Here is a 16,947-nt window from a genome sequence, read left to right on the forward strand (position 1 = left end):
GTCAATAAGGGTTTATTTATTATTTTTAAAATAACTCAAGGAGACAAAGTTTTTATTTTTATCATGACATTAAATTCTTTTGCCGCTAAGGCATGAAGTCATGAAGAATTTTTTGCAACAATATTTAAATAGCACAAAGTCTTTAATACTATTACTTTTAATAACTTTTTACCTTTGCTCTTTCGTGGCAATAGATAAAATTTTCCTTAAATATAAATGTTTTCATTATTTCTAAAAATGAAAACTTTGTGCCTTTGCGGCAAAAAATATTATTTAAAATTTGATAGCCAAAGAAGTATTTATCGAAAAACTAGTATCAGAAACTTCAGCTGTGTTTTTTACAAAAATTGCCTCTTTGCTACTGTAATTTTTAACTTCAGTTCTCCACATTAAATTTGGAGTAATTTTATAGTCTGCATTCAAAGAAACGCCGAAGGTTTCAAAACCATTTGGAGTTCCTGAAGCTATAATTACCCCTTTTTTATCTTGATAATATTCTCCTCTTACGGCAAAATTTAATTTATCAGTTACCATCAATTGCATCATTACAGAAGCTCCGTACCATTTATTATAATCCTCACTTTGAGGTGCGGCTTGTTCCCAACCTATATCAAATCCTGCTAAAAGTTTCACTTTACGGGTTAAATCATAAGCGACATACAAATCATGGAAATAACGTTTTTGACGCAAGTTGTCCGCTTTATCATTTCCTATAAAAGAGCTACTGTTTATAGAAAATTTAGCCAATGGTCTAAAGATAATTTGGTGACCAAAACTAGGTGTGGTGTTGCCATCGACACGTTGGATTCTTTGCCATCCGTTCAGATACAATCCTGTTAATTCCCATTGCCCACTTGGTGAAACGTATGTAATTTTGGCTCCAGCCTCAAAATAAGGAGAATTCTCCGCCATAATGCTCCTTGTCAATGTGAAGCAATCGGCTCCAACAGCACTTTCATAACCGATATGCGACGGAAAGATTCCCGCTGTAAGCCACAAGTTTTGATTTTTAGCAACTTTAAATCCTACGTTGGCTTCATAAATATTTTTCAAAACCCCCGGTTCTGCTGCATAATTCGCATTCATATAAGAACCTGCAGCTATAGCTAGATTGGTACGTACCTTTTCAGTTTCGTAATTTGCTTTTACAAATGTAAGGTTCAGACTTACTTCATTGTTACGGTTGTGGCTGTATATAAATTCTGGACGAGAATTATTGATTGGATTGTTGGTATCGTACTGAAAATAAGTTTCAGCATATCCACTAATTGTCAATGGATTTTTTGGTTTCTCCTCTTGTGCAAAAGCTACCGCTGAAAAACATAAAGTTAAGGCAGCTAGACTTATTTTTGTATTCATTTTGTATTTGTTAAAGTGATTTTAAAAAAGGGGAGGTATGGCAAAACCTCCCCAGCTCTGTTAACGGGTTTATTTTAGTTGGTCTAGAGCAATATTTAGTTTTAGGATATTAATTTTTGCTGGTCCAAAAACACCTAATAAAGGATGTTCTGTGTTGGCATCAATCAAGGTATTTAATTTTTTAGGATCTATATTTCTTACGTTCTGAATTCTAGCGATTTGTATTTTCGCACTTGCAACTGAAATATTCGGATCTAATCCGCTTCCACTGGCTGTTACTAAATCAACTGGTATTTGTGATTTTTGTACTGTTGGGTTTTTAAGTAAGAACGTATCGATTCGGCCTTGCACTACGGCTAAATATTCCTCATTTGAAGCTCCTTTATTGCTAGCTCCTGATCCAGCAGCATTATAGTCTACGGCTGAAGGGCGTCCCCAGAAGTATTTGTCATCCGTAAAATTTTGTCCAATATTAGCGTATCCTTTAGTTTGTTTATAAGACACTACTTCGCCTTTTCCGTTATTAGGCGCTAATTGAGCAACTGCCCATACCGATAGTGGATAAATTACGGTGAACAGCACAACTAACACTACGGTCATTCTAATTCCTTTTATTAAATTGTTTTTCATAATTTTTTTTTTTTAAATGAATAATGCAACTACCATATCAATTAATTTTATACCGATAAATGGAACAATGATTCCACCAACACCAAATAGCAAAAGATTTCTTCTCAACAAAGCACTTGCACCAATTGGTCTGTAACTCACTCCTTTTAAAGCCAATGGAATCAAGAACGGAATAATGATCGCATTGAAGATTACTGCTGAGAGTATCGCGCTTTCTGGACTGTGTAAATGCATAATGTTCAATCCTTGTAAAGCGGGGATCGCTGTGATAAACAAAGCTGGAATAATAGCAAAATACTTGGCAACATCATTTGCAATACTGAAAGTAGTCAACGTTCCACGAGTCATTAATAATTGTTTTCCAATTTCAACAATCTCAATTAATTTAGTTGGATCATTGTCTAAATCGACCATATTTCCCGCTTCTTTTGCAGCTTGCGTTCCACTATTCATGGCAACACCAACATCTGCTTGAGCCAAAGCCGGTGCGTCATTTGTTCCGTCTCCCATCATGGCTACCAAACGGCCCGCCATTTGCTCTTGTTTGATGTAGTTCATCTTATCTTCTGGTTTCGCTTCGGCGATAAAGTCATCAACGCCTGCTTTTTCGGCGATAAATTTGGCAGTCAAAGGATTATCACCCGTTACCATTACGGTTTTAATTCCCATTTTACGAAGGCGTTCAAAGCGCTCGAACATTCCCGTTTTGATGATATCTTGCAATTCAATCACTCCTAAAGCCACTTCATTTTCGGAAACTACTAAGGGAGTTCCTCCATTTTTTGCAATTACTTTTACTTGGTCTAAAAGTTCTGTTGGAAAAGGATTTCCAGCATAAGTCACCATGTTTTTAATGGCATCTGTAGCTCCTTTTCTAATTCGAGTAGTCTCAAAATTGATTCCTGAGCTTCTGGTCTCTGCAGTAAACTTTATAAATTTTGCATTACTATTTTGAAAAGACGAAGGATCTATTTTTGATAATTCAACAATCGATTTTCCCTCTGGTGTCTCATCAGAAATAGAACTTAAAAATGCAGCTTTAATTAATTGTGCTTCTGAAATCCCAGGAGCTGGATAGAAATGAGTCGCTTTTCGGTTCCCAATAGTGATTGTTCCCGTTTTATCTAAAAGCAATACATCAATGTCACCAGCAGTTTCTACGGCTCTACCACTTTTTGTAATTACATTCGCTCTCAAAGCTCTGTCCATTCCTGCTATTCCAATTGCTGATAAAAGTCCTCCAATGGTTGTTGGAATCAAACAAACAAAAAGTGCTATAAAAGAAGCAATGGTAATATTAACATTGGAGTAATCTGCAAATGGTTTTAGAGTCACACAAACAATTATGAACACTAATGTGAATCCGGCAAGTAAAATTGTTAAAGCAATTTCATTAGGTGTCTTTTGACGTGAAGCTCCTTCTACTAAAGCAATCATTTTATCTAAAAAACTTTGGCCTGGTTCATTAGTAACTTCTACTAGAATTCGGTCAGACAGCACTTTTGTGCCACCAGTCACCGAACTTTTGTCTCCACCAGATTCTCGAATTACTGGAGCCGATTCTCCTGTAATGGCACTTTCATCAATTGTAGCTAGACCTTCTACGATTTCTCCATCTGTAGGAATAATATCGCCCGCTTCACACACAAATAAATCTCCTTTTTTTAGTTGAGAGGACGATATTTTCTCACCACTTTTTAAAGTTGCAGGTGTTTCTTCTCTTGTTTTTCGCAAACTATCAGCTTGTGCTTTTCCTCGTGCTTCCGCAATGGCTTCGGCAAAATTGGCAAACAACAACGTAAATAATAAGACTAGGAATACAACAAAATTATATCCAAAACTACCTTGTGAAGTTTCGCCTGTCAATGTCCAAATAGAAACAACAAGCATCACAAATGTTCCGATTTCTACCGTAAACATCACAGGATTTCGGAACATCAGTTTCGGATTCAATTTCACAAAAGATTTTACCAATGCTTGCTGCATGATGTCTTTTTGAAATAAGGATTGATCTTTATTCATTTTTTAAATTATTTTTAGTAAATGGTAAAATATTCAGCTATCGGTCCCAAGGCTAACACGGGGAAAAAGGCTAATGCAGCAATAATCACAATTACCGTCAAGGTTACTAAACCAAAAGTTGCCGTATCCGTTTTTAAAGTTCCGTCTCCTTGAGGAATAAATTTCTTTTGTGCCAATAATCCAGCAATAGCTACAGGGCCAATAATGGGTAGAAAACGGGCTAGAATTAAAACGATTCCAGTAGAAACATTCCACCAAACTGTATTGTCACCTAGACCTTCAAATCCACTTCCGTTATTTGCAGATGCAGAAGTAAACTCGTAAAGCATCTCACTCAAACCATGAAATCCAGCATTATTTAAGGTTGCTGTACCATATTCTGGTATGGCTGCTGTTAAAGCAGTTCCAACTAATATTAAAAATGGATGCATTAAGGCGATAATCATTGCTATTTTCATTTCCCGAGCTTCGACCTTTTTTCCGAAAAATTCAGGTGTTCTTCCTACCATTAATCCGCTGATGAAAACAGCCAGAATGATAAAGACGAAAAAGTTCAAAATTCCAACACCAACACCTCCATAAAAACTGTTGATCATCATGGCTAGCAATTGGTTCATGCCAGAAAGCGGCATCGTACTGTCATGCATAGAATTCACAGAACCTGTCGAAATTACTGTCGTAGCAATGCTCCAATAACCTGATGACGCAGCACCAATTCTTGTTTCTTTACCTTCCATCGCACCAAGCGAAGTCTCAATTCCCATTTTTTCGATCATTGGGTTTCCTCGCATTTCTCCGACAATATTAGGAATGGCTAAGGCCAAGAAGCCAATGGTCATTACGCCAAAGATCATCCAAGAGAACTTTCTCCTTTTAATGAAATATCCAAAGGCAAATATCATTGCAAACGGAATAATCATTTGAGCCCACATCTCTAACATATTGGTGAAATAAGTTGGATTTTCAAGCGGATGTGCTCCGTTTGTACCAAAAAAACCTCCACCATTTGTACCAATGTGTTTTATAGCAACAAATCCTGCTACTGGTCCACGAGAAACCTCTTGTATCTCTCCCTGCAAAGTAGTAATACTGTCTTTTCCTTCAAGTGTCATAGGTGTTCCTTGGAAAGCTAAAAGGGCGGCAACAACAAAAGAAAGTGGTAACAATATGCGAGTACAAGATTTCATGAAATAGGTATAAAAATTACCTAGTTCTGTTGTAGTTTTATCTCTAAAAGCTCTAAAAACTACAACTGCGGCTGCCATTCCCGTTGCTGCACTTACAAATTGTAGGAACATCAAATAGAATTGTCCTAGATAACTTATTCCGGTTTCGCCTGAATAATGCTGCAAGTTGCAATTAACAACGAACGAAATGGCAGTGTTAAAAGCTAAATCTGCTGACATACTTGGATTCCCGTCGGGATTCAATGGTAAAGTTCCCATAGTCATCAGGATAATCATTCCTAAAACAAACCATATTATGTTTATGGTTAGTAAAGCTTTCATGTGCTGTTTCCAGTTCATTTCTTCCTCTGGATTGACACCACTTAGTTTGAAAAACATTTTTTCAAGAGGATTAAAAATAAAATCCAGCCATGTTTTCTCCATTCCGTAAACCTTGGAAATATATTTTCCTAACGGAATAGCGAGCACTAAAGTCAGCAAGAACATCGCTATAATTCCTAATATTTCTGTATTCATTTTTTAGTATTAAGGGTTAAATTATTCTTTTGTTGCTAAAATTTTTCAGGTTTTAATAGTACATAACAGATGTAGACAAAAACTGCAATTGCTATAATAAATAATGTGGTCATAATTTTTTAGTTTTCTAATAAGGTTTTTAAATATCCTTGCTTTGATTCTTTCGAAAGAAAATCCAAATGCTTTTTTAAACTTGCTGGATTTTCTTGAGTAATTAATTCAGTAAAAAATTCGTTCTCAATTGCATTTCGAGTGTAGTGATTGCCACTTTCATATAGCATGTTAATCACTCTGATAACTTCTCTTGCTGACTGTGATTCTAATTAATTCATCAACTGAATCCATTCTCTCAATACAAAACTTAGCGACACTTTTTAAAAGTGTATATTGATGAATGGTCTCATCACTGGTGGATGGTAAATCAATCCAGTTTTTCGAATCGGGTATCCATTGCTGGATAGCTTCGTAGATTTTTGTTTTCATTTTTAGATATTGTCAAAATAATTGATGGAGCGATAGAGTAACCAAAAGCACAATAAACCGAGTGCAAAGAGGACAAGTGTTAGCATAGTAAATAAATTTAGATGGATGAGAATTAGAGTTTTGATATCAATTGTTTGATGAAGTTTGTCACACTCCTAAAGAATTGATTTGCTTGTTATACTCTAGTTTTAAATTTTGAGGAAAAAGATTGGAAATACTGCAATGACGAAGTTCCATAAAGGAAGAAACAGAAAAAACATAAATATTAGAAATGACACTTTTAGTTTCGTTGCTTCCGTTGTTGAATAAGTTTTCTGCGTGGGCTAGACATTTTTTAGCTCTAGCAATGTTTCCTGTACTAATCGCTTTTTTTGTGATTTCTGCGAAGCGTTCTGCTTGTTTGTAAATAGTAATGACTTGATTTTTCATAAGGATGAATTTTTATGTTCTCCTCACTCATGCCAAAATATGTTCCAATAAATAGCTGTTTATGTAAAGTGTTGTTAGTGTTAGGTTTATCGGTTTTGTTTTAGAAAAAAGCATAAAAAAAGCCTATCATAATGATAGGCTTTTATTGAAATGATAAGTTTTTATTGAATGTTGTATTCTTCTAATTTTCGGTATAACGTAGCAATACCAATTTCTAGCAAACGCGCTGCTTCGGCTTTATTACCTTTAGTATAATTTAATAATTTCTGTATGTGCAGTTTTTCGACACTTTGCATAGAAAATGCCGACAGGCTTTTACCATTTTTAGAGTTTTGTTGTTGCATTTCGTAGGGAAGCAAGTCTGTAGTTAGAATAGTACCATTACATAAAATTACGGCTCGCTCAATTACATTTTTTAATTCTCTAATGTTTCCAGGCCATTGGTAGACTTCTAATTTCTGCAAAAAACTACTATCAATTTGCAATGTTTGGCGATTCATTTTTTCAGCAAACTGACTCACAAAATAATGAGTCAATGGTTCAATATCTTTTAGGCGTTCGCGTAAAGGCGGTATAGTAATTTCAAAAATATTTAATCTAAAGTATAAATCTTGACGGAATCTTTTTTCGTCGCTTTCTGTTTTTAAATTTCTATTGGTAGCAGCAATCAATCGAAAATCTGATTTCTTTGGAGTTGAATCACCAACAGGAATATATTCGCTAGTTTCTAGGACACGAAGTAATTTAGCTTGTAGATCAATTGGCATTTCTCCTATTTCATCTAAAAATAAGGTTCCGCCATTGGCTTCTTCAATAAAACCTTTTTTGTCTTTTATCGCGCCAGTAAAGGCACCTTGTTTATGACCAAACAATTCGCTTTCTAAAAGTTCTTTGCTAAAAGTACTGCAGTTTAATGCTACAAATGATTTTCCACTTCTATGGCTATTCTCATGAATCGCTTGCGCAAAAACTTCCTTTCCTGTTCCGGTTTCTCCGGTTAAAAGCACAGTTGAATCAGTTTTAGCTACTTTTTTAGATAACTGGATTACTTGTTCTAAACCTTTTGATCTCCCAATAATAGATTCAAAAGAATACTTTTTTGAAATTCGTTTTTCAAGTTGTTTGATTTTTTGCTGAAGTGTAACCTTTTCAATTGCTTTGTATAGTAGTGGAAGTATTTTATCATTATCATCGCCTTTTACAATGTAATCAAAAGCACCATTTTTCATGGCTTGCACGCCATCTGAGATTTTACCGTATGCGGTTAACAAAATTACTTCTGTTAAAGGAAAACTAGCTTTAATTTTATCGAGAAATTCAACGCCGTTGCCATCTGGAAGTTTTACGTCACAAAGTACAACATCGATATCATTTTGCTCTAATTTCTTAAAACCAGATTTTAAATCCGCTGCTTCCAATACTACAAAACCTTCTGACTTTACAATTCGCGCTAGAAGACCTCTTAGCTTTTCTTCGTCGTCGATTATTAGAATATTTCTCAATTCGATTACAATTTAATTTTTGTAAAATTAGATATTATTTTTTTAGTGATGATATATTAATAATTTATAATAAAAATCTATCAAATGTGATCAAATTAATCTGGTATCAATTACATAGCAATTTTTTGCTACTCCACAGGTTTTTTGTTATAATCTGGTTTTAGTTCAGTCAAGGTGACTTCAATAAATACCCAAACCAGTGAGAATATTTGGATTTAAGTATGTTAATTATAAAATAATAGGTATAAAAAAAGCTCAATTCGTGTGAATTGAGCTTTTTATTTTGTGACCTTTACTGAACAATTTACAAACCATTTTATGAATGATTTGAAGAAATTGGCTATGTGGAATTCTTTATAGGGAGTACAAATCTGTTTCTAGTTTTAAGTAAAGTTATGCAAATGTTTTTATAAAATCTAGATGCAGCGTATATCTTGAATTTATTCCATCTTCAAGTGTGAAACTAGGTCATGAAAGTATTTGGGCGACCATATATCGAGTTGTGCTGGATCTTTTATAAAACGAATTACATCAGCCTTTACATAATCCATATTTACGCTATCTATTTTTTTTGAAAGCAAGTCTCTGAAGTCCATTTCTGAAATGGTTTCCCCTGTCCAGTCACCGCTGTCTTGTGCTCTAGATAGGAAATGACCAAGATCAAGTTTAATCCCTTTTTTGATATACCATTCCATATCGTACCAGTCACGTCCTTTTACATTAGTTCCCCATTTTCGAAATAGCAGTGCATGCATCTTACCAGCAAAGAGGTCTGGAAGAGTAAAGCATTTGACGTAAAAGGAGAAAGGTTTTACAAGAAGTTTTTCTTCTGTTTTAAAACCTAAAGGCGGTTCTGTATCTACCTCGATCTTGATTTTTATGTTGGCTTTAGTATCGAGACCATTTTGCGGTATGATAGTTTCCAATTTTAATTCACGCCAAAGGGTTTCAGATTTTAGAAAGGCTGAATTGATATTATTCTGCTTCACTTTCTGTTTCTCACTAATACTCACCGTCATTCCTAAGGATGCAAATTCATTTACAATTGCATGCTGGTACTTTTCTAAGGAGAAATCTTGTTCTGTTTGTAATAATGAAAAGTCAAGGTCTTCTGAGAAACGATCGAGGTTATGGAATATTCTCAATGCTGTTCCTCCATAAAAAGCCGCTTTGTCAAAAAAGTTCGAGCGTTGGAGTCCTGCAAGTGCAATTTCTTGCATGATTTCTCGAAGTGCTGATTGTGCTTCTTCTTTGTTTTTAGGATTATAACTTTCAAGCCATTCTTTTATCATAATTTCTCTATCATTTTTATTAGTATTTCCAAGCTCTCTTTTTTTGGTGCATCTGATAACCAGGAACGCATTTCAGTGGTATTAAAGTCTTTTAAATCGGATTGTTCCATTCTAAGATTTTCGAAAACGTAATTTTGAGCATTATTCATACTTCTAAGTATAACTCCTGATGTTGTTACTATTTTATCAGCGAGTGCTTTTTCCGGCGAAGCCATAAGGACTTGCTGTTTCTCGTGAAGTATTACATTCTTAATTCCGAAGGCAAAATAAGGCAGTGGAAGATGGGAATAACTATATAGTCCGATCGAAGTTCTGAATTCTTTTGAAGGTTTCGTTGTCATCGATGTTACTGCATATACGCGTTCTGGAATCAAGCCGTAATGAGATAATGAGGTTTCCATTGATAAATAACTTGGACCATAAATATGATTGGCAATCAAGCCACTTTCAGGCACTCGCATATTTGCGTTTTTTCCTGGAATGTAGATCCCTCTTTTTACAGATTTGATTATGCCTTTGTCTTTCAGTGCTTTGATTTTGTCATTAGGTCGTTTGTATTGACTCAGTATGCTGGTCAGCATTTGATGCGTTATTGGCTGTCCTTCAAAAGTAGATAATAATCTGCTGAAATCCATAATCTGTTTTGTTTTTGTTTGTGAAACAATAAGTGTATAATCGATATAATGTCGATTATCTATTTGCAAATATACATATTTTATTGTGGTAATAAATGTATATAATCGATATTTTATCGATTATCTATTCTTGTAAATACACTAAAATTTAAGAAAGAGTATTTCATTAATAAATGAAATGTTACAATGTTTTACTTGTAAGTTAGAATTATAGACTACTTGGCAGCATATGCAAACAAAAATAGCAAAATTAGTTAAGTAATATTTTGTAGTAAAATTGATTATTAAAAGTGAGATTTTATTCTTAGTTTTTAGTGTCTACTAAGTTAGCATATCCAGTAAAGAGTTCGAAGAGTTTGGAGAAGGAAGTTTTCCTGGAAAAGGAAATTTAAAACTCACTCCCGAGCAAGAAAAAATTTACGAACTGGAGAAAAGACTCAAAGATGCCGAGTTAGAACGTGATATATTAAAAAAAGCAATCGGCATTTTTTCCAAGAGCGGTCGATGATTTATAGTTTTATAAAAAGCAATGAACAACTATTCCCGATTGAAAAAATGTGCAAAGTTCTACAAAGTAAGCAGCGGAAGTTATTACCGATGGAAAAAACAAGCAATCACAGCAAGACAACAACTAAAAATTACCATAAAAGAACAGATAACATTGATTTATTTTGCTGCCAAACAAAGATATGGAAGCCCTGGAATAACATTGGAATTACAGCATTTAGGTTATAAAATTTCACGACCCGAGAGCTTGCTCGAACAGGCGAAGCAATTACAGTTGCAAAATATATGAAATAACTTGGCTTACGAAGCAAATTAAGCAAGAAGTTCAAAGTTATTAAAACCGTCTTAATTTTTTGTGGCAAAAAATGTACCCACTCGAGAGAGAGCATGCCACACTTTTGCCAAAAATCTTAAAGTATCAATATTTAAGATGTTAATTTATATACAATGAGGGTTTTTGTATTTCTATTTTAAAATCCGATCTAACTGTACCTTAAATGATTTCCCAATAGGCACTGTGTAATTATCAAGAAATATCTGATTTCCCTCTATACGTTTGATGTGCTTGTGGGCTACAATAAACGAACGATGTACTTGAATAAACCCTTGCATTGGAATATGCTCAGATAGCGAGGATAATGTTCCACGTATGGTGATTATTTCTTCTTTTAGCACAATTTTAATATAGTTGCCCATAGACTCTACAAACAAAATATCATCAGTGGAGATTTGTATGTATTTGTTATCTGATCGAATAAAAAGCCTATCCTGATTTGTATCGCTAACAGCGTTGTGCATATTAGATTGTATATTCGGAGTTTCTGCACTTACCTTATTTACCGCTTTTAAAAAACGTTCGAATGAAAAGGGTTTAAGCAAGTAGTCAACAATGTTTAATTCATAACCTTCTAAGGCATGCTCTTTATAAGCAGTGGTAACAATTACTTTTGGTAAATTGGAAAGTGTTTTTAGAAATTCAAACCCTTGTAATTTAGGCATATTCAGATCCAGAAAAATTAAATCTACCGAATTATTATTGAGGTATTCAATGGCTTCTATGGCATCGTAGCAGTTCTGCATTAATTGCATATTGGGCAACAGTGAGCAATATTTTTGGATGATGTCGTGTGCCAACGACTCGTCATCCACTATAATGTATCTAATATTCATAAAGTAAGTCTTAATCTAATTTTATAAATAGCATCATGATTGGTAGATATTTCCAATTCATGTTTGTTCAAGTAAACCAATTCCAGTCTTTTTTTGAGATTATTTAAACCAATTCCTTGAATACTTGATTGCTCATCGGCATCAAAATTATTTTCAATTACAAAATCAACATGTTGCAATGTAGCCTTTAATCGAATGTAAACAAACGCATCTTTTCTTAGTTTTTCTACCCCATGTTTGAAAGCGTTTTCAACCATAATAATAAACAGCAATGGCATAATTTTAATATTCCGATCTACTGTATCTATATCAAAGCGAATAATAATCTCCTTATGGTATCGCATTTTATGCAAATCCATATAGTTTTCAAGATAGGTGATTTCATCCCCTAAGGTAACCCAATCATTTTGTCCTTCATAAATACTATAACGCATCATGTCAGATAATTTGAGAATTAACTGCTGTGCTTTAGCGGTATCTTTTTCTACCAGTCCATACAAATTATTCAAGGTGTTGAAAAAAAAGTGTGGATTAACCTGACTCTTTAAGTGCATTAATTCCGCTTGCGTTTTGTCTTTTTTTAGTCGGAGTATGATTTTAATCTGAATAATTAACCAGCGTATCATCCAGACTATCATTGAAATGAAAAATAATAGAATGAAAATGTGATAATCTTCTTCTTTTCCGAAAAAATCATTAAAAACCACCAATAACATGGTGGTCACGATAAAAAAGTAGGGTACTAGCTTTTGAAGGCGTTGCTTATTAAAAGTTTTTTGAAGGAAAGTCATGCTGTAAAATTACATAAAAATTCTAGTCGACCGAAGCATTGTTACAGATGTACTTGTAGGTGTGATGAACGTACTGTTGATAGGTGTCAAGTGGTTTCATGTCACAATCCTGGTAATATGTACCTACTTTCCATACATCTGTCCCATTCCTTTTTATATCCATTCTATTCATCTTAATATTGTTTTCAAAATTAACAATCATGGATGAACTTATAATAACTGACCTTTCTAAAACATACAGTAACGGAGTTAAAGCACTTCAAAACGTATCATTACAAATACCGGTGGGTATGTTTGGCTTACTTGGGCCAAATGGCGCCGGTAAATCAACGCTCATGCGTACTATAGCAACCTTGCAGGAAGCCGACAGTGGAAGTATCAAATTTGGAAGCCTCAATATCTTAGAACGTCCGAATGAACTAAAAAAATTGTTAGGCTATCTGCCACAGCAATTTGGCGTCTATCCAGCATTATCTGCTGAGATATTATTGAACCATTTAGCGGTGTTGAAAGGGATTATGAATAGAAAAGAACGTAAAGAAATTGTGCATGCACTTCTTCATAAAGTAAATCTATACGAGGTTCGAGGCCAAAAACTAGGGGAGTTCTCAGGAGGAATGAAACAGCGTTTTGGCATTGCCCAGGCATTGTTAAACAACCCTAAGTTACTGATTGTGGATGAACCAACAGCAGGATTAGACCCTGTTGAGCGTAACCGATTTTATAATCTATTAAGTGAAGTGGGCGAGCATACCATCGTAATTCTCTCAACGCATATAGTTGATGATGTGAAACAGTTATGCCCCAGGATGGCCATCATCAACAAAGGAAAAGTGCTTATTCAGGGCAATCCCGTACAAATTATGGAAAATCTGCAAGGGCGGTTATATGAGAAAATCATACATAAAGAAGAACTGGAACAATACAAAAACGAATATCAGGTCATCAGTGATCGCCTGTATTTAGGAAACCAAATTGTTCATGTGGTTAGTGACACGCACCCAGGATCAACGTTCAAATCCATTGATGCCAATCTCGAAGATGTTTACCTGTCTCAAATTCTTAATTCTTAATTCCATTCACATGCTATACGAATTTTTCATATTCGAAATTAAATACCGATTGAAGCGACCTGAAACGTTTTTTTTCTTTCTTCTTCTGTTCCTGTTCTCAGCAGTGGGCGTTGAATTTGTCTTTCAGGGAATAGATTTAGGATTAGTAAAGAAGAATTCGCCACTTGTGATTGCTAAATCCATGGGAGCCATTACGGGATTGTCGATGATTATTGCATCGATGATTATGGGTGTTCCTGTACTGCGTGACTTTCAGTACGACATTACTTTACTTATTTACGTCAACCCTATCTCCAGAAAGAATTACTTATTAGGCCGCTTTTTGGGATCCTTTGCTGTGTTACTTTTTATTTTCAGTGGTGTGCTCTGGGGAATGACCATTGGAGAATTTTTGCCATGGAACGATCCAAGCGAATTTTTGCCCTTTCAATTTATTAATTATCTACAGCCCTTTCTTTGGGTGGTTTTGCCCACTTTGTTTTTTGGTGCTGCTGTTTTTTTTGCCACTGGTACGTTAAGTAAAAATCTGATGGTAGTGTACACTCAAGGGGTGGTCATTTTTGTTTTGTTCATGATTACTAAAGGTATTACCAATGAAACCTTTCAGGCGTTGTTGGATCCCTTTTCGCTTACTACATTAACCAAAGCAACTAAGGGATGGACGGTAATGGACAGGAACTCTCTGCTGATTCCCGTGTCTGGCATTATGCTGCTTAACAAACTCTTTTGGCTAGGTTTGGGCATTTTAGCACTGACGATTGGCTACATCAAGTTTCAGTTGGTGGTACTAAGCGAAAAGACTTTTAATAAAAAGCAGAAACAAAAAGTTAAAACCTTTCCAATTACCTACATTAAGGTATTACCCTCGGTTACACCTGTATTTCATATTAAGGCGCAATTCACACAGTTATTGCTCAATGCATGGTTTCATAGCCTGTCCATTCTCAGGCTTATTTCCTTTTGGGCGATTATTTTGTGCTGCTTCATTATTATCTTGGTCAATTCTGTGAGCTTAGGCACATCCTATGGAGTAGATAGTTATCCAACCACGTATTTCATTATCGAAGAACTGCGAGAGATGTCCATTTACTTCTTTATGATCATTTTAGTCTTTTATTCCGGTGAGATTATGTGGAAGGAAAGGGATGTTAAGCTCAATCTCATTCATGATGCCTCACCCTTTAGTAGTTTTATTAATGTGAGCAGCAGGTTTCTGGGATTACTATTCATCTATGTCATTGTCATGCTTTCACTCATTGCCGCGGGCATTCTTTTCCAAACACTAAACGGCTATTATCGCTACGAATTGGACGTCTATTTCTTTGGATTCTTTTTAGAGCTATTCCCATTCCTGGCCTTGTACACATTTGCAGCCATGTTCTTTCAGGCATTCACCGGAAACAAGTTTATGGGGATGCTCGCCACCATCGCCTTCGCTATCATAAACGTAGCTATTGGCGTATTTGGATTGGAACATGCGTTGCTTAACTTTGGTGGACAAGCACTGGCCACATACTCGGATATGAATGGTTATGGGCACTTCCTGACTGCCTATCTGTGGGCAAAAACCTATTGGGTATTGTTTGGTTTGCTTCTCTTAATATTCGCTAGTGTTTTGATGGTAAAAGGAACCGAAACGGGGTTGAGAAAGCGATGGACGAACGGATTAAAGCAAATGGGAAAATCATTAAGGATTTTCAGTTTAGTTTGCCTGACGCTTATCGTAAGTATTGGAAGTTATATTTTTTACAATACAAATGTGCTAAATGAATTTTGGACTAAAGGTGAGCAAGATGATTTTAGAGCTGGTTACGAAAAGACGTTGAAGCAGTTTGAATATATTCCACAGCCGAAAATTATAGATGTCAATCTAAAAATCAATCTGTTTCCTTCAAAAAGAGCCTATGAAATAACAGGTTACTATATTGTTACCAATACATCGCAAGTACCCATTCGGGAAATTCATGTACAAAAACTATTAGAGTCAAACGTGGAATTAACGGATGTAAGCTTTGATCGTAACGCAAGAACAAACAACAGGTATAAAAAATATCATTATACCATTTACCAATTGAGCCAATCGTTAGCTCCCGGTGATACACTGAAAATGAATTTTAAACAAACCTTACGGCCAAAAGGTTTTGAAACTGACAATTCTGATATAGATGTCGTTTATAACGGTACTTTTTTTGATAATGCGGTGTTGCCGAGTTTTGGTTATCAGAAAAAATATGAATTGCAGGATGAAGACGGCCGGAAAGATTTTGAGCTGGCTCCACGATTGCAAAAAGCCCGGCGGGATGATATAAGAGAATTGGTGAATGCACGCAGTGGAAGTGATTCGGATGGAATCACCTTAGATATAGTAATAAGTACAGAAGCACCACAAACAGCACTTACCTCCGGCGATTTAGTTAAAGCATGGGACAGGGAGGGTCGAAATTATTTTCACTATAAAACCAATCAACAGATCATCAATTTTTATCCTGTTGTATCAGGCGAGTATGAGGTAATGAGAAACACTTTTATTCCATCAGGCAATAGTTCAAACGAGAGAGTTGTTTTAGAGATTTATTACCAAAAAGGACATGAGTACAACCTCAAACGTATGATGAAATCTATGAAAATGTCGTTGGATTATTACAGCAAACATTTCAGTCCTTATCAATATAAACAACTCCGTATTGTGGAATTTCCAAGATATAGAGCATTTGCTCAATCGCTGCCAGGCATTATCCCTTTTTCGGAGGCTATTGGTTTTGTGATGAACATTGATGATAAAAAAGATGTAGACATGGCATTTTATATTACTGCTCATGAAGTGGCTCACCAATGGTGGGGCTTACAACTGGAAGCCGCAAACGTTCAGGGACAAAATATGATATTGGAAACATTGGCTCAGTATTCGGCTATAATGGTACTTAAAGAAAAATATCCAGATAAAAAAGTTCAGCAATTTTTGAAATTCCAATTAGATGAATACACAGAAGCTAACTTAAAGTCCAGCAAGAAGGAATTGCCACTGGCATTGGTTGAAAATGAAGAACACATCTACTATAACAAAGGAGCAATCGCTATGTATGAATTGCAGAAACAAATTGGTGAAGAAAATGTAAACACAGCATTACAGCATTTTCTGAATGATTGGCATTCTTTAAATAACTCCCAAAAACCAAATCGCTATGCAACTACGGCGGACTTAATTAAGTATTTCCATGAAGTAGCTCCGGATTCTAAACAACAGGTTATTACAGATTTGTTTGAACAGGTTAATAGTATTAAGTGAAGCAAGGAACTATCAATCTTGCAGAGTGAATCCAAAAATATTTAACAGAACCATTTTAACATTAA

Annotated in this window: 17 protein-coding genes; 3 read left to right on the forward strand and 14 right to left on the reverse strand. The window is 35.2% G+C overall.

Features of this window, described 5'->3' with window-relative positions; genetic code table 11:
• Window positions 1-273: 273 nt before the first annotated feature.
• The 11 genes from LNP19_RS10420 to LNP19_RS10460 form a co-directional block, all read right to left on the reverse strand.
• A complete protein-coding gene (locus tag LNP19_RS10420) occupies window positions 274-1,359 on the reverse strand; it encodes a porin (RefSeq protein ID WP_230061862.1) in 1,086 nt (361 codons plus the stop codon).
• A 69-nt stretch (window positions 1,360-1,428) separates the two neighbouring features.
• On the reverse strand, window positions 1,429-1,989 hold the full coding sequence (locus tag LNP19_RS10425) for a K(+)-transporting ATPase subunit C (RefSeq protein ID WP_230061863.1): 561 nt from the start codon (window positions 1,987-1,989) through the stop codon (window positions 1,429-1,431).
• Between the two features lie 12 nt (window positions 1,990-2,001).
• Window positions 2,002-4,011, reverse strand: a complete 2,010-nt coding sequence (gene kdpB / locus LNP19_RS10430) for a potassium-transporting ATPase subunit KdpB (RefSeq protein WP_230061864.1) — start codon at window positions 4,009-4,011, stop codon at window positions 2,002-2,004.
• Window positions 4,012-4,025: 14 nt separating this feature from the next.
• A complete protein-coding gene (gene kdpA / locus LNP19_RS10435) occupies window positions 4,026-5,714 on the reverse strand; it encodes a potassium-transporting ATPase subunit KdpA (RefSeq protein WP_230061865.1) in 1,689 nt (562 codons plus the stop codon).
• 35 nt (window positions 5,715-5,749) lie between these two features.
• Entirely contained in the window at window positions 5,750-5,827 is a 78-nt protein-coding gene (kdpF, locus tag LNP19_RS15500) for a K(+)-transporting ATPase subunit F (protein ID WP_428979054.1), read from the reverse strand.
• A 6-nt stretch (window positions 5,828-5,833) separates the two neighbouring features.
• On the reverse strand, window positions 5,834-5,995 hold the full coding sequence (locus LNP19_RS15505) for a DUF7674 family protein (protein ID WP_428979028.1): 162 nt from the start codon (window positions 5,993-5,995) through the stop codon (window positions 5,834-5,836).
• 1 nt (window position 5,996) lies between these two features.
• Window positions 5,997-6,197: a hypothetical protein gene (locus tag LNP19_RS10440; RefSeq protein ID WP_230061866.1), complete on the reverse strand. Its 201-nt coding sequence runs from the start codon at window positions 6,195-6,197 to the stop codon at window positions 5,997-5,999.
• Window positions 6,198-6,344: 147 nt separating this feature from the next.
• Window positions 6,345-6,626 (reverse strand): DUF7674 family protein, encoded by a 282-nt coding sequence (locus LNP19_RS10445; protein WP_230061867.1) that lies wholly within the window; start codon window positions 6,624-6,626, stop codon window positions 6,345-6,347.
• Window positions 6,627-6,787: 161 nt separating this feature from the next.
• On the reverse strand, window positions 6,788-8,128 hold the full coding sequence (locus tag LNP19_RS10450; protein ID WP_230061868.1) for a sigma-54-dependent transcriptional regulator: 1,341 nt from the start codon (window positions 8,126-8,128) through the stop codon (window positions 6,788-6,790).
• A gap of 440 nt (window positions 8,129-8,568) precedes the next feature.
• On the reverse strand, window positions 8,569-9,420 hold the full coding sequence (locus tag LNP19_RS10455) for a nucleotidyl transferase AbiEii/AbiGii toxin family protein (protein WP_230061869.1): 852 nt from the start codon (window positions 9,418-9,420) through the stop codon (window positions 8,569-8,571).
• Window positions 9,417-10,055 (reverse strand): type IV toxin-antitoxin system AbiEi family antitoxin domain-containing protein, encoded by a 639-nt coding sequence (locus LNP19_RS10460; RefSeq protein WP_230061870.1) that lies wholly within the window; start codon window positions 10,053-10,055, stop codon window positions 9,417-9,419. The genes LNP19_RS10455 and LNP19_RS10460 overlap by 4 nt, the downstream gene beginning before the upstream one ends.
• Before the next feature lie 529 nt (window positions 10,056-10,584).
• Between LNP19_RS10460 and LNP19_RS10465 the strand changes: the two genes are divergently transcribed.
• A complete protein-coding gene (locus tag LNP19_RS10465) occupies window positions 10,585-10,851 on the forward strand; it encodes a hypothetical protein (RefSeq protein ID WP_230061871.1) in 267 nt (88 codons plus the stop codon).
• 176 nt (window positions 10,852-11,027) lie between these two features.
• On the opposite strand, the gene LNP19_RS10470 is transcribed toward LNP19_RS10465, so the two are convergent.
• From LNP19_RS10470 to LNP19_RS10480, 3 genes are all read right to left on the reverse strand, one after another.
• The gene (locus LNP19_RS10470) at window positions 11,028-11,732 is read right to left on the reverse strand and encodes a LytR/AlgR family response regulator transcription factor (protein WP_230061872.1); all 705 of its coding nucleotides are present in this window, start codon (window positions 11,730-11,732) and stop codon (window positions 11,028-11,030) included.
• Window positions 11,729-12,358 (reverse strand): sensor histidine kinase, encoded by a 630-nt coding sequence (locus LNP19_RS10475; protein ID WP_230061873.1) that lies wholly within the window; start codon window positions 12,356-12,358, stop codon window positions 11,729-11,731. The genes LNP19_RS10470 and LNP19_RS10475 overlap by 4 nt, the downstream gene beginning before the upstream one ends.
• 187 nt (window positions 12,359-12,545) lie before the next feature.
• Window positions 12,546-12,725: a hypothetical protein gene (locus LNP19_RS10480; RefSeq protein ID WP_230061874.1), complete on the reverse strand. Its 180-nt coding sequence runs from the start codon at window positions 12,723-12,725 to the stop codon at window positions 12,546-12,548.
• Here LNP19_RS10480 and LNP19_RS10485 point away from each other — a divergent pair.
• Both LNP19_RS10485 and LNP19_RS10490 read left to right on the forward strand, forming a co-directional pair.
• Complete coding sequence (locus LNP19_RS10485) at window positions 12,724-13,596, forward strand: ABC transporter ATP-binding protein (RefSeq protein WP_230061875.1); 873 nt, start codon at window positions 12,724-12,726, stop codon at window positions 13,594-13,596. The two genes, LNP19_RS10480 and LNP19_RS10485, sit on opposite strands and share 2 nt — an antisense overlap.
• Before the next feature lie 10 nt (window positions 13,597-13,606).
• On the forward strand, window positions 13,607-16,882 hold the full coding sequence (locus LNP19_RS10490; RefSeq protein ID WP_230061876.1) for an ABC transporter permease/M1 family aminopeptidase: 3,276 nt from the start codon (window positions 13,607-13,609) through the stop codon (window positions 16,880-16,882).
• Window positions 16,883-16,947 lie beyond the last annotated feature (65 nt).

This window comes from Flavobacterium acetivorans (assembly GCF_020911885.1).
Taxonomy (GTDB): Bacteria; Bacteroidota; Bacteroidia; order Flavobacteriales; family Flavobacteriaceae; genus Flavobacterium; species Flavobacterium acetivorans.